This window comes from Streptacidiphilus melanogenes, from assembly GCF_000787835.1.
Lineage (GTDB): Bacteria > Actinomycetota > Actinomycetes > Streptomycetales > Streptomycetaceae > Streptacidiphilus > Streptacidiphilus melanogenes.
Genome location: NZ_BBPP01000024.1, coordinates 55,694 through 68,959 on the forward strand (window position 1 = coordinate 55,694; position 13,266 = coordinate 68,959).

General features: G+C 71.1%; 11 protein-coding genes and 2 tRNA genes. 8 read left to right on the top strand and 5 right to left on the bottom strand.

Annotated elements, in window-relative coordinates:
- Positions 1 to 2: 2 nt before the first annotated feature.
- The 5 genes from TR49_RS23865 to TR49_RS23885 all read right to left on the bottom strand — a co-directional run bounded on the left by TR49_RS23865 (position 3) and on the right by TR49_RS23885 (position 2,058).
- Positions 3 to 75, bottom strand: a tRNA-Glu gene (locus TR49_RS23865).
- A gap of 22 nt (positions 76 to 97) precedes the next feature.
- A tRNA-Gln gene (locus TR49_RS23870) sits at positions 98 to 169 on the bottom strand.
- 78 nt (positions 170 to 247) lie between these two features.
- A complete protein-coding gene (locus tag TR49_RS23875; RefSeq protein WP_042384946.1) occupies positions 248 to 982 on the bottom strand; it encodes an HAD family hydrolase in 735 nt (244 codons plus the stop codon).
- Complete coding sequence (locus TR49_RS23880) at positions 975 to 1,742, bottom strand: fumarylacetoacetate hydrolase family protein (protein WP_042384948.1); 768 nt, start codon at positions 1,740 to 1,742, stop codon at positions 975 to 977. Before TR49_RS23880 ends, TR49_RS23875 begins: the two co-directional genes overlap by 8 nt.
- Before the next feature lie 124 nt (positions 1,743 to 1,866).
- Positions 1,867 to 2,058 (bottom strand): hypothetical protein, encoded by a 192-nt coding sequence (locus TR49_RS23885; RefSeq protein WP_042384951.1) that lies wholly within the window; start codon positions 2,056 to 2,058, stop codon positions 1,867 to 1,869.
- Between the two features lie 547 nt (positions 2,059 to 2,605).
- On the opposite strand from TR49_RS23885, the gene TR49_RS23890 reads away from it, so the two are divergent.
- The 8 genes from TR49_RS23890 (at position 2,606) to TR49_RS23925 (ending at position 13,204) form a co-directional block, all read left to right on the top strand.
- On the top strand, positions 2,606 to 6,415 hold the full coding sequence (locus tag TR49_RS23890; RefSeq protein WP_042384954.1) for an ATP-binding protein: 3,810 nt from the start codon (positions 2,606 to 2,608) through the stop codon (positions 6,413 to 6,415).
- A gap of 12 nt (positions 6,416 to 6,427) precedes the next feature.
- Entirely contained in the window at positions 6,428 to 6,841 is a 414-nt protein-coding gene (locus TR49_RS23895) for a roadblock/LC7 domain-containing protein (RefSeq protein WP_037610761.1), read from the top strand.
- Positions 6,842 to 7,112: 271 nt separating this feature from the next.
- Positions 7,113 to 7,487, top strand: a complete 375-nt coding sequence (locus tag TR49_RS23900; RefSeq protein ID WP_042375445.1) for a DUF742 domain-containing protein — start codon at positions 7,113 to 7,115, stop codon at positions 7,485 to 7,487.
- Positions 7,468 to 8,052, top strand: coding sequence for a GTP-binding protein (locus TR49_RS23905; protein WP_042375447.1), 585 nt, complete (start codon positions 7,468 to 7,470; stop codon positions 8,050 to 8,052). The genes TR49_RS23900 and TR49_RS23905 overlap by 20 nt, the downstream gene beginning before the upstream one ends.
- Before the next feature lie 299 nt (positions 8,053 to 8,351).
- Positions 8,352 to 11,555 (top strand): sensor histidine kinase, encoded by a 3,204-nt coding sequence (locus TR49_RS23910; RefSeq protein WP_052434582.1) that lies wholly within the window; start codon positions 8,352 to 8,354, stop codon positions 11,553 to 11,555.
- Between the two features lie 15 nt (positions 11,556 to 11,570).
- Positions 11,571 to 11,984 carry a roadblock/LC7 domain-containing protein gene (locus TR49_RS23915; protein WP_037610761.1) on the top strand — a complete coding sequence of 138 codons (414 nt, stop codon included), beginning with the start codon at positions 11,571 to 11,573 and terminating at the stop codon, positions 11,982 to 11,984.
- 67 nt (positions 11,985 to 12,051) lie between these two features.
- A complete protein-coding gene (locus TR49_RS41705) occupies positions 12,052 to 12,627 on the top strand; it encodes a DUF742 domain-containing protein (protein ID WP_084725335.1) in 576 nt (191 codons plus the stop codon).
- Positions 12,608 to 13,204, top strand: a complete 597-nt coding sequence (locus TR49_RS23925) for a GTP-binding protein (protein WP_084725337.1) — start codon at positions 12,608 to 12,610, stop codon at positions 13,202 to 13,204. Before TR49_RS41705 ends, TR49_RS23925 begins: the two co-directional genes overlap by 20 nt.
- Positions 13,205 to 13,266: the final 62 nt, after the last annotated feature.

Below are 13,266 nucleotides of genomic sequence, written 5' to 3' on the forward strand. Positions count from 1 at the left end.
AGTACCCCCGACCGGATTCGAACCGGCGCTACTGCCGTGAGAGGGCAGCGTGCTAGGCCGCTACACAACGGGGGCGAGATCACTATTTCATTGTGAGCTGGGGTACCAGGACTCGAACCTAGACTAACTGAACCAGAATCAGTCGTGCTGCCAATTACACCATACCCCATCGCACTGTCCAGGTGATCTTGGTGAGGACCTCTCGGGTCTCCCCCCGTCCCTCCCGGGCGGCGCAACAAGAAGAACACTACCGGATGGGGGGCGGCGCTCCAAAATCGATAACCCGGAGCAGCTCCGGCAGGTCAGCGAGGGTCCGCACGCGCGGCACGTCGACGCCCTCGCCGACTCCCCTCCGGTCCAGCCAGACGGCCCGCAGCCCGGCCGCGAGCGCGCCGTGCGCGTCGGTCGTCAGCTTGTCCCCGACGTAGACCACCTGGCCGGGCGGCAGGCCCAGCGCGGCGCAGCCGGCCAGGAAGGCTTCCGGAGCGGGCTTGGCGTGCCCGATCTCGCCGGAGCAGACCAGCGAGACGAAGCGCCCGCGCAGGCCGATCGCGGCCAGCTTGTCCTCCTGGTAGCGGCTGGAGGAGTTGCTCAGCAGCCCGTGCCGGTAACCGGACAGCGCGTCGAGCGCCGGTATCACGTCGTCGAAGACGCGACGGTGCCGGGTGAAGGCGTCGAGGTAACCGGCGAACCACACGTCGGGGTCCGCGGCGGCACGGCCGATCCGGCCGAGGAAGGCCTCGACCCGGACCCGGCGCTGCTCCTGGAACCCGAGCTCGCCGGCCAGGAAGCGCTCGTAGGCGGCCTCCATGTCCGCGTTCCACGACGCGTGCGCCTCCTCGGCGGAGGTGAAGGCGTCGAGCAGCCCGAGCGCGGCCAGGTACTCCAGGATTCCGGCGCGTTCGGCGCCGGAGTAGTCGAAGAGGGTGTCGTCGATGTCCCAGAGAACGCCTCGGACCTCCTCGGCGACCCTGTCAGCCACGCTTGACCACGCGGTTGCTCAGCGTGCCGATCCCCTCGACGGTGACGGCGACCTCGTCGCCGATCTGCAGCGGGCCGACGCCCGCCGGAGTGCCGGTGAGAATGACGTCGCCGGGGAGCAGCGTCATCGCGTCGGAGATGTGGACGACCAGGTCGGCGATCGAGCGGACCATCTGCGAAGTGCGGCCTGCCTGGCGCAGCTCACCGTTGACGGTGCAGGTGACGGCGAGGTCGGACGGGTCGAGGTCGGTCTCGATCCACGGGCCGAGCGGGCACGAGGTGTCGAAGCCCTTGGCGCGGGCCCACTGGCCCTCGCGCTGCTGGATGTCGCGGGCGGTGACGTCGTTGGCGCAGGTGTAGCCGAAGATCACGTCGGCCACCCGGGCGTGCGGGACCTCGCGGCACATCCGGCCGATGACGACGGCCAGTTCGGCCTCGTACTGCACGTCGGCGGAGAACGGCGGGTAGGCGATGTTCTCCGTCGGGCCGATGACGGAGGTCGACGGCTTGAAGAAGGTGAGCGGCGCCTCGGGCACCTCGTGGCCGAGTTCGGCGGCGTGGGCGGCGTAGTTACGGCCGACGGCCACGATCTTGCTCGGCAGCATCGGAGTCAGCAGGCGTACGTCGGCCAGCGGCAGCACCGCGCCGGTCGGCTGGAGTTCGCCGAACGGATGGCCGGCGAGCGCGGCGACGGTCTCGGCCTCGGCGTCGATGACCCCGAAGGTGACCTCGCCCTCGTGGGTGTACCTGGCGATGCGCACGGTGCGGACGTCTCCTCGGAGCAGAACGGGTGGATCACGACCCACCCTAGTCCGGACGACGCCGGCGGTCCGGGCGACGCGAAGGGCCCCGCCGAAGCGGGGCCCTCGACGAAGCGTGGCGCGGTTACTCCGCGACCTGCACCGGCGGCGCGACCATCAGGTTGGTCCGGCGCGGGTTGGCCGTCTGCTGCGGGAGCTCCGCGGGCCGCTCGGCGGACTGGCGCAGCGCGGGGCCGGCGTTCTCCGGCAGGGCGGCGAGCTGGGTCCGGCGCGGGTTGGCCGTGGGACGGAAGCTCATGGTCGTCTTGAAGGTCACCGGTGACTCACCTTGGTCTCGATCGGCAGGGGGCCACGTGCTGTGCCCACATCCAGGATCTCATTCCACAGGAGAGGCACTCGGCACCACCTCATATGCTGTGAGGTTGGTCACTTCCCGGCACTCCAGAACCGACAGTTACGGCATTGTGCCCCCATCCATAGGTTGGACATAAAGGCCATATCGGACAAAATCATGACGCGCCGTCACCCGCTCACGCGCAGCTCGGACGCACGCATGTCCGAAACGTACGGTTTCCTCGACCCCATTTCGCACGTTGCGTCACAGCCACACCACTGATGGTCACACGCTTCACTACCGAGCGTCGCCCCTTGTTGGAGATCGGGGGCTGTGCTGGAATGCCACGGACCGCCGGAGCCGCCCCCACCCAGCAAGAAGCTCGGCACCGGGGCTCCCGACGGCGGCTTGGAGACAAACTCCACCGGGCGAGGCTCGGACCCGACCGGGGTCCACGCCCTCCGAGAACTCGACACCGTTCCGCTGCTGCGCACAGCGCGGGACGCCTGGTCCAGAGGTTGCGACGCTAGTGCAGGGACGTATCAAGAGGGGCGGCGGCGCGGGCAACCCGGCGGACCGCGGAGCAGCTGGCCACCAGCAGCCGTCGCCGAATGCCCCCCACGCCGCCGAGGGCTCGCGCCCCGGAGCCGCCGCGGGCCGACCCGGCCCCGAGACCGCCGGTCCGGGCGCCACATCGGGCGCCGGGAACGCCAAGGGCGACCAGAAGGACGGCCCCTCCGGCGCGAGCCGGATCGGGCGGGTGACCCCGCCCAAGGCCGTCAGGACACGTCGGTACTCCCTCGGCAACTGGCGCATCCGCTCCAGGCTGACCGCGCTGCTGGTGCTCCCCGTGGTCGCGGCCATCGTCCTCGGTGGTCTGCGTATCCAGGGCTCGCTCCAGACCCAGCAGCAGCTGGACAACGTCGCCAAGCTCGGTGACGTGGCCCAGGCCGCCACGCTGCTCGCCATCGCGCTCGAGGACGAGCGCGACGACATGGCGCTCGCCAGCGGCATCCAGGGTCAGAGCGTGCAGAGCAACAGCCAGGTGCTCTACGACATGTCGCAGACCGCCAAGCGGCACCAGACGCTGAGCAACCTGATCGACTCGCTCGACAAGTCGCAACTCCCCGGCAACGGCGTCGACATCGTCTCGGTGCAGCTGAAGCTCGGACAGCTCCCGACCATCGAGAAGAACGCGTTCCAGTACCCGGCCGACGCCGGGAACGGGCCTGAGCTGCAGAAGACCGTCGCCGCGTTCGACGGCCTGATCACGCCGCTGACCCAGGTCACCCAGGACCTCGCCCTCGCGTCCTCCAACCTCCAGCTGGTCCAGGCGACCCGGTCGCTGCAGGCCTTCACGCAGTGGCACGAGGACATGGCCATCGTCCGCTCCACGCTGCTCGGCGCGCTCGCCTTCCAGCAGCCGAACGCGACGCAGCCGACGCCGACGATCGCCCCGAGCGACCGGGAGTACGCCAACTCGGCGCTCCAGGACGCGGCGACCGCGCAGACGGAGTTCCAGGCCCTCTACGGCACCTCCAAGGCGACCAACCTGATCGGCGCCTGGCAGTCGAACACCAACATCGACCTGGCCCAGCGCTGGGCCAAGAAGGTGCTGACGGCGACCACGCCGCTCGACGCCGAGACCGAGACCGCGCAGGACTGGTACTCGCAGTCCCACACGCAGATGCTGCAGATGGCCCAGGACGAGTCCTTCCTGGTCCAGGAGCTGAACACGACGTCCGCCAACCTGCGCTCGCAGGCCCAGGCCGACGCCTACGCCAACGCCGGTCTGATCGTCGCGGTCCTCCTGGTCGCCATCCTCGGCGCCGGTCTGGTGGCCCGCTCGATGGTGCGCACCCTGGCCAAGCTGCAGCAGACCGCCGAGGACGTCGCCGAGCACACGCTGCCGGAGATGGTCCGCAAGCTCTCCGAGGCCGACCCGCAGGACGTGGACGTCACGATCCAGCCGATCGGTATCGACACCAGGGACGAGATCGGGCACGTGGCCCGAGCCTTCGACAAGGTCCACAGCCAGGCCGTCCGACTCGCCGCCGAGCAGGCCCTGCTCCGAGGCAACATCAACGCGATGTTCACCAACCTCTCGCGCCGCTCGCAGGGTCTGATCCAGCGCCAGCTGGCGATGATCTCCGAGCTGGAGTCGCGTGAGGCGGACCCGGACCAGCTGGCCCAGCTGTTCAAGCTCGACCACCTCGCGACGCGTATGCGTCGTAACGGTGAGAACCTCCTCGTCCTCGCGGGTGAGGACCCGGGCCGCCGCTGGACCCGCCCGGTCCCGCTGGTCGACGTGCTCCGTGCCGCCGCCTCCGAGGTGGAGCAGTACGAGCGCATCGAACTGGCCTCGGTGCCGACCGCCGAGGTCGCCGGCCGCGTCGTCAACGACCTCGTGCACCTGCTCGCAGAGCTGCTCGAGAACGCGACGTCGTTCTCCAGCCCGCAGACCCGCGTCCGGGTCACCGGTCACGCGCTGCCCGACGGCCGCGTGCTGATCGAGATCCACGACACCGGCATCGGTCTCTCCCCCGACGACCTGGCCGAGATCAACGAGCGCCTGGCGAACCCGCCGGTGGTGGACGTCTCCGTCTCCCGCCGCATGGGCCTCTTCGTGGTCGGTCGACTCTCGCTGCGCCACGGCATCCGCATCCAGCTGCGTCCGAGCGACTCCGGCGGCACCACCGCGCTGGTCATGCTCCCGGTCGACGTCACCAACGTGGCCGAGCGCCGCGCCGGTGCTGCGGGCGGTGCCAAGGCCGCTCCGGGGGGTCCGCAGCGCACGGCGGCTCCCGCCGGGCCGCAGCGCACCCCGCTGGCCTCCGGCCCGCAGGGCGGCCTCGACGGCCGTGGCGGCCGTCCCACGCTGCCGCAGCAGTCGCAGCCGAACCTGGGCCTGCCGCAGGGCTCCTCGGCCGGCTCCACCACGCAGAGCGGCCTGCCGCAGCGCGGCGCACAGCCGACCGACGGCCGCGGCCTCCCCACCGGCCCGGGCGCCGGCCAGGACAACACCTTCGGTGGTCAGCCCCTCCCGCAGCGCGGCGCACAGCCGACCGACGGCCGCGGCCTCCCCACCGGCCCGGGCGCCGGCCAGGACAACACCTTCGGTGGTCAGCCCCTGCCCCAGCGCGGCGGCGCGGCGACGCCCGCCGCCCCGGCGGCCCAGCAGGGCTTCCCGCAGTCGGCGCCGACCGGTCAGCCGGGTGGCTTCGACTCCAGCCGCACCGACGGCCGCGGCATGCCGCTGCCCGGTGCCGGTCCGCTGCCGCAGCGCGGCGCGCAGGCCCCGGCTCCCCAGCAGGGCCAGCAGCAGCCGTTCGGCATCCCCGGCACTCCTGGTGCTCCCGGTGCCTCCGGCAGCCGCGGCGAGGCCGGTTTCGGCCAGGAGCGCGGCCTCGAGCCCTCGCTCTGGGCCGAGCAGCCGCAGCACGGTTCGCCCGCGGGCGGTCGCCACGACGGTGGCCAGAACCTCGGTGGTCCCAACCCCGGCGGGCAGAACCTCGGCGGGCAGAACCTCGGCGGGCAGACTCCCGGCGGGCAGACCCTCGGTGGCCAGCCGCTGGGCGGTCAGGGCCTCGGCGGCCAGAACGTCCCGGGTGACAGCACCGCGCAGTTCGCCCGGCCGCGCTTCGACGAGGAGCCTCCGGCCCGCCCGGTGCCGCCGGCTCCGGTCCCGCCGCAGCCGCAGGCCACGCCGCAGCAGGACTTCGCCTCCGACCCGCTCACTCGCGCGCTGCCTCCGGCGAGCGAGTCCGCGGCCCCGTCGCCGATCTTCGAGCAGATGGAGACGACCTGGTTCCGCGCCGGTCGCGCCGAGCGGATGCGCGGCGTGCAGGTGTCCGGCACCGAGGCGGGCGACCAGTCGGCCTCCGGGACCGCGCAGTTCGGCGGCCCGTCGGCCACCGGCCAGTTCGACACCGCGCAGTTCGGCGCGGACCAGTTCGGCGGCCGTCCGGCCGACGGCGGTCCGGCCCGTCCGGCGCAGGGCCCCACGGGCTCGACCGGTGTGACCGGCATGGGCGCCGACCAGACGCCGTGGCGCAGCTCGGCCAACGACGAGACGTGGCGCCGGGCCGAGCAGGTGCGCGAGCCCAGCGCGGGCGGCGTGATGCCGTCCGGTCTGCCGCGCCGCGTGCCCAAGGCCAACCTGGTCCCGGGCCAGGCGGAGTCCCAGGCTCTTCCCGGTCCGCAGGTCTCCCGCAACCCGGACGAGGTCCGCGGGCGTCTCACCAACCTGCGTCGCGGCATCCAGCAGGGCCGCGCCGCCGGTTCGTCCGGTCCCGGTCAGGGCTCCGGCCCGTACGGCAGCAACTCCCAGGAGCGTTGATCAATGAGTCAGATGAGCCAGGCGGCCCAGAACCTCAACTGGTTGATCACCAACTTCGTCGACAACACCCCCGGGGTGTCGCACACCGTGGTGGTCTCGGCAGACGGACTGCTGCTCGCCATGTCCGAGGGCTTCCCCCGCGACCGCGCCGACCAGCTCGCCGCCGTCGCCTCCGGCCTCACCTCGCTGACCCAGGGCGCCTCCCGCATCTTCGAAGGCGGAAAGGTCACCCAGACCGTCGTCGAGATGGAACGCGGCTTCCTCTTCATCATGGCGGTCTCCGACGGCTCCTCCCTCGCCGTCCTCGCCTCCCCCGACAGCGACATCGGCCTCGTCGGCTACGAAATGGCCCTCCTGGTCGACCGCGCCGGAACCGTACTCACCCCGGCCCTCCGCGCCGAACTCCAGGGCAGTCTTCTGCACTGACGCGGTGTCGGTCCGGTGTGGAACGGATGAGAGATAGACCACCTCGGCCCGTGAATCCCGACCCGGTCGGGACTCACGGGCCGTCGGCCCCGTACACTCCGGTGCCACTCGTGTCGCGGCGACCGCCGCGGCACCCCACGACAAGACCGACGGCCCACAGCAGCACCCCGCACGAGCAGCACCGCATCAGCAGCACGCCAGACCCGCAACAAGGCACCACCCACCCTCGCCGCGGAAAGGCACGACGGCCGCTGCAGCACTAGGAGGACTGATGACGACACCGCACGGAGGCCAGGGCGGCGCACGCCAGCCGCTGGTACGCCCGTATGCGATGACCGGCGGCCGTACCCGTCCGCGCTACCAGCTCGCCATCGAGGCGCTGGTCACCAGCACGCCCCAGGCGTACCGCTCGGGCACGCTGCTGCCGGAGCACGCGCGGATCGTCGACCTGTGCCGCGAGGTCAAGTCGGTGGCGGAGGTCTCCGCCCTCGTCCCCATGCCGCTCGGCGTCGCCCGCATCCTCGTCGCCGACCTGGCCGAGGCGGGCCTGGTCGCCATCCACCAGCCGGCCGCCGCCTCCGACAACGGCGGCGCCCCCGACGTCACGCTGCTCGAAAGGGTGCTCAGTGGACTTCGCAAGCTCTAGCCCGGCCACGGCCACCCGGGCCACCACCTCCGCGAAGATCGTGGTGGCGGGCGGGTTCGGCGTGGGCAAGACGACCCTCGTCGGCGCGGTCTCCGAGATCAACCCGCTGCGCACGGAGGCCGTGATGACCTCGGCCTCGGCCGGGATCGACGACCTGACGCACGTCGGCGGGAAGACCACGACCACGGTCGCGATGGACTTCGGCCGCATCACGCTCGACGCGGACCTGATCCTCTACCTGTTCGGCACCCCCGGACAGGACCGCTTCTGGTTCATGTGGGACGACCTGGTCCGCGGCGCCATCGGCGCCGTCGTCCTGGTCGACACCCGCCGCCTCGCCGACTGCTTCCCCGCGATCGACTACTTCGAGAACAGCGGCCTGCCGTTCGTCGTGGCCCTCAACAACTTCGACGGCTTCGCCACGCACAGCCCCGAAGAGGTCCGCGACGCCCTGCAGTTGGGGCCGGACACGCCCATCATCGCCACCGATGCCCGGCGGCGGGACAGCGCCAAGTCCGCGCTGATCACGCTCGTCGAGCACGCGTTGCTCGCCAGACTTCGCTGAGAGGCGGCGACGCCGCCGTCGCCGTTCCCGAGCCGGGGACGACCGCGTGCTGAACTTTCTATAACGGTTCGACACGCATTTCCCACCCGGCTCTCACCAGCGGTAAGCGAACGCATACGCTCCGCCCACAGCGGGGTGAGCATTCGCCGTTCGTGGGTGTTTATGTCCTATTTACACCAGGATCCCAGCGAAGCGGAGGGTGTTTGGCCCAGGCCATTCGCCCGTGCTGAAATGCCAGCCACCGTGGGATGACCCCCGGTATGCACGACAAGGCCGCCCCGGCCGAGAGGTTGAGTCGAGTGAGCCACAACGAGGCAGCTCCAGGTGCCGGTAGCGCACCCCAGGTCCGGCCTGCAGGTCGGCTCTCCCTGAGCAACCGACGCCTGCCCTTCAAGCTGATCGCCATCCTCCTGGTTCCCGTCGTCGCGGCCCTGGCCTTCGCCGGCCTGCGGGTGCAGAGCTCGGTCACGAGCTGGCGGAACGCCCAGGACGCGGAGAAGACGGCGAAACTGGTCGAGGCCGCGGCCGCCGTCGAAGAAGACATCGACCTGGAACGCAACGGTTCCCTTCCCTACCTGATGACGCCGGCCGAGGCGCAGAAGCCCAACGCGACGGTCACCGCCCTGCAGAGCACGACCAACGCTGCGATCGACCACTTCAAGCAGCTGGCCGCGAACGCGCCGAACATCGGCCACGTCCGGACGCGCGTCTCGGATGCCCTGAAGGAACTGCAGGGCATCGACACGATGCGGAAGATGAACTACAGCCAGCCGGGCACCTCGATCGAGGTGAAGTACTCCTCGCTCACCTCCGCGCTCCAGGGTCTCGACAACGAGCTGGTCTTCGGCAACGGCAGCAGCATCAACTCCGACGGCCGCGCGATCTACGCGATCACCCTGGCCAAGGACGCCGACTCGATCGTGCAGGCCATCGTGCTGCACATGCTGCTGGAGAAGTACGAGCCGGACGGCGACCCGAAGAGCGCGGCCTCCCAGGCCTACGGCAGCCAGCAGCTCGGCACCTACGCCTACTACTACCTCGAGGGCATCGCCCAGCAGGAGTTCACCAACGCCGCCGACCCGACGTTCGTCGCCGCGCTGAACCAGGGCCTGCAGAACGTGCAGGCGGCCATGGAGAACGCCTCCCAGCAGGCCGCGGCCGCGGCCCAGGCCAACGGCGGCAAGAGCCAGAAGCCGCTGACCATCGACCAGATGGTCGCGCTCATGTACACCGCCACCTCGTCGAAGGCCGCGAGGGCCGCGGGCGTCACGCCCGCGCTGTGGACCAACGAGACCAGCGCCGTGTTCGACGCGCTGCGCACCGTCGAGAAGAAGCTGATCGCCGACGCGGTGAACCAGTCCTCGACCGCGGCGGACAACGCCCGCAACGACGCCATCATGAACGGCGCCATCGTGCTCGTGGCGGTGCTCCTGGCCGGCCTGGTGACCACGCTCGTCGCCCGCTCGATGATCGGCAACATGCGCCGCCTGCAGCGTGGCGCCCAGCAGGTCGCCCACGAGCGCCTGCCCGACCTGGTGCGCCAGCTCTCCAAGACCGACCCGGGCAAGGTGGACCTCACGGTCGCCCCGATCCAGGTCGCCGGCAAGGACGAGATCGCCGAGGTCGCCCGCGCCTTCGACGAGGTCCACCGCGAGGCCATCCGACTCGCCTCCGAGCAGGCCATGCTCCGTGGCAACGTCAACGCGATCTTCACCAACCTCTCGCGCCGCTCGCACGGCCTGATCGAACGCCAGCTGGCACTGATCACGGACCTGGAGAACAACGAGGCCGACCCGGACCAGTTGGAGAACCTCTTCAAGCTGGACCACCTCGCCACCCGCATGCGCCGCAACGGCGACAACCTGCTGGTTCTGGCGGGCGAGGACCCCGGCCGCTCCTGGGGTGAGCCGATCCCGCTGGTGGACGTGCTCCGCGCGGCCGCCTCCGAGGTGGAGCAGTACGAGCGCATCGAACTGGCCGGCATACCCGAGACCGACGTCGTCGGTCCCGCCGTCACCGACCTCGTGCACCTGCTGGCCGAGTTGCTGGAGAACGCCACCACCTTCTCCAGCCCGCAGACCAAGGTCCGGGTCACCGCGACCCGCCTGCCCGACCAGCGCGTGCTGGTCGAGATCCACGACAAGGGCATCGGCCTCACCGCCGAGGACTTCGCAGAGATCAACGCGAAGCTGGCCGAGCCGCCGACGGTGGACGCCTCCGTCTCCCGGCAGATGGGCCTCTTCGTGGTCGGCCGCCTGGCCGAGCGCCACGGCATCCGCGTCCAGCTGCGCCCCTCCGGCGAGTCCGCCGGCACCACCTCGCTGGTCATGCTGCCCGAGCGGCTGACCCAGGTCGCCGGTGTCGCGCAGCCCGAGGAGCAGTTCACCGTCTCCCGCATCTACCCGGAGTCCGCCCAGGGCGCCGAGATGCCGGGCATGCGCACCGCGAGCGAGCTGGGCTTCGACGACAGCCGCTACGACCGGGCCCTGGGCGCCGGCGACCAGGCCTCCGCGCTCGACTCGGTGCAGCGCTCGCTGCGTCTCGGCCAGCGCCGCAACGCGGCCGCGCTGGAGCCGGGCGAGCCGTTCGACCCCGCCGCCTTCCACAACGGCCAGGCGCCCGCCGAGTACGGCGACTACGGCTCCGGTCAGGACTACGGCAACCGCGGCTACGACCAGAACTTCGAGCAGAACGCCGAAGCCCAGTACCGCTCCGAGTTCGGCACGCAGTTCGGCTCCGAGCCCGGCAACGACTACTCCGGCGCCGGCGAGTACGGCGGCGGCAACGGCTACGGCGGGCAGTTCGGCGCGGAGCCCGCGACCGGCCACCCGCAGGAGTCCGGCTTCGAGACCGGGCGCTACACCTCGCAGCACTTCGAGGCGGGCGTGGCGGACCAGGGCGGCTACGGCCAGGACTACGCCGAGGACACCTACTTCACCCCCGGCTCCACCCCGGGCATGCAGCACTACGGCACCTCCGCACCGGCCTACGAACCCGGCCCGGCCCCCACGCAGGGCGCACAGCCGCCCGCCACGGGCCCCGGCGGGCTGCCGACCCGGCGCCCCGGCGCCGCGCTCGGCGGCAACGCGATCGGCAGCCAGGGGGCCGGCGAGCGTCCCAACTGGTTCACCGGCGCCAGGGAGACCGGCCAGACGACCAGCGCCATGCCGGTCATGCCGCCCTCCAACGGCCGCCCCGCGGCCGCGCTGCCGGCGGCCGGTCAGAGCGGTGCCGCGGCCCGGGAGATCGTCGACGGCGGGAAGACCGTCTCCGGACTGCCCCGCCGCGTCCCCCGGCAGAACCTGCTGCCCGGCCAGATCGCAGACCCGGACGCGGCGGTCACCCCCGACCCGACCGCGTCCCAGCCCCAGCTGTCCCGTTCCCCCGAAGAGGTCCGCGGGCGTCTCACCAACCTGCGCCGCGGCATCCAGCAAGGACACAACGTGGGCGACAACCCCCACCAGGGCTCTGGCCCGTACGGCACCAACCCCCAGGAGCGTTGATCCAAGATGAGTCAGATGAGCCAGGCGGCCCAGAACCTCAACTGGTTGATCACCAACTTCGTCGACAACACCCCCGGGGTGTCGCACACCGTGGTGGTCTCGGCAGACGGACTGCTGCTCGCCATGTCCGAGGGCTTCCCCCGCGACCGCGCCGACCAGCTCGCCGCCGTCGCCTCCGGCCTCACCTCGCTGACCCAGGGCGCCTCCCGCATCTTCGAAGGCGGAAAGGTCACCCAGACCGTCGTCGAGATGGAACGCGGCTTCCTCTTCATCATGGCGGTCTCCGACGGCTCCTCCCTCGCCGTCCTCGCCTCCCCCGACAGCGACATCGGCCTCGTCGGCTACGAAATGGCCCTCCTGGTCGACCGCGCCGGAACCGTACTCACCCCGGCCCTCCGCGCCGAACTCCAGGGGAGCCTTCTGCACTGATCAGACGTCATAGCTGATGACGTCACCAAGAACCACGTCCGCACCATTTCGACTGTGAGGAGGAACCGTGACACCGCCCGAGGACCAGAACGGCCAGTACGGCGCTGCCTATCCGGGGACAGGCCACGACGCGTTCGGCGGTCCCGCCGGCGGCTACGCCCCGGCTCCTGGGTACGCCGGTTACAACCAGGCACCCCTTGCCGGGCAGTCCGGCTACTGGCAGGACCAGCAGCCGCAGGAGTGGCAGCCCCAGTCCCAGCCCTCCGGCCGCCCCCACGCTCCGGTCGAGATGGACCAGGACGACGAGCCGCTCATCCGCCCCTACGCGATGACCGGCGGCCGGACCCGTCCGCGCTACCAGCTCGCGATCGAGGCGCTGGTGTCGACCACCGCCGCCCCGGAGCGGATCGGTTCTCTGCTGCCCGAGCACCAGCGCATCTGCAGCCTGTGCACCGACATCAAGTCGGTCGCCGAGATCTCGGCGCTGCTCTCGATGCCGCTCGGCGTGGCCCGCATCCTCGTCGCCGACCTGGCCGAGTCCGGCCTCGTCGCGATCCACCAGCCTGCCGCCGGGGGCGAATCCGGCGGAACGCCTGATGTGACACTGCTCGAAAGGGTGCTCAGTGGACTTCGCAAGCTCTAGGCCGACTGCCCCGGCCGCGACCGGGGGCCGCAGCACGACCTCCGCGAAGATCGTGGTGGCGGGCGGCTTCGGCGTGGGCAAGACGACCCTCGTCGGCGCGGTCTCCGAGATCAACCCGCTGCGTACCGAGGCCGTGATGACCTCGGCCTCGGCCGGGATCGACGACCTCAGCCACGTCAGCGGCAAGACGACCACGACGGTCGCCATGGACTTCGGCCGCATCACCCTCGACGAGGACCTGATCCTCTACCTGTTCGGCACCCCCGGACAGGACCGCTTCTGGTTCATGTGGGACGACCTGGTCCGCGGCGCCATCGGCGCCGTCGTCCTGGTCGACACCCGCCGCCTCGCCGACTGCTTCCCCGCGATCGACTACTTCGAGAACAGCGGCCTGCCGTTCATCGTCGCGGTCAACGCCTTCGACGGCAGCCAGACCCACACCCCGGAAGAGGTCCGCGAGGCCCTCCAGCTGGGTCACGACACGCCGATCATCACCACGGACGCCCGCCGCCGCGACAGCGCCAAGTCCGCGCTGATCACGCTCGTCGAGCACGCACTGCTGGCCCGCCTGCGGTAGCCGGCACGACACTCGGAAGGGCGCGAGGAACTCTCCTCGCGCCCTTCGTCGTTCCCCGGCGG

Excerpts from the sequence above, each read along its gene's own strand:
- TR49_RS23895 (WP_037610761.1), top strand. The coding sequence starts at position 6,428 with ATGAGCCAGGCGGCCCAGAACCTCAACTGGTTGATCACCAACTTCGTC.
- TR49_RS23900 (WP_042375445.1), top strand. The coding sequence starts at position 7,113 with ATGACGACACCGCACGGAGGCCAGGGCGGCGCACGCCAGCCGCTGGTA.
- TR49_RS23915 (WP_037610761.1), top strand. The coding sequence starts at position 11,571 with ATGAGCCAGGCGGCCCAGAACCTCAACTGGTTGATCACCAACTTCGTC.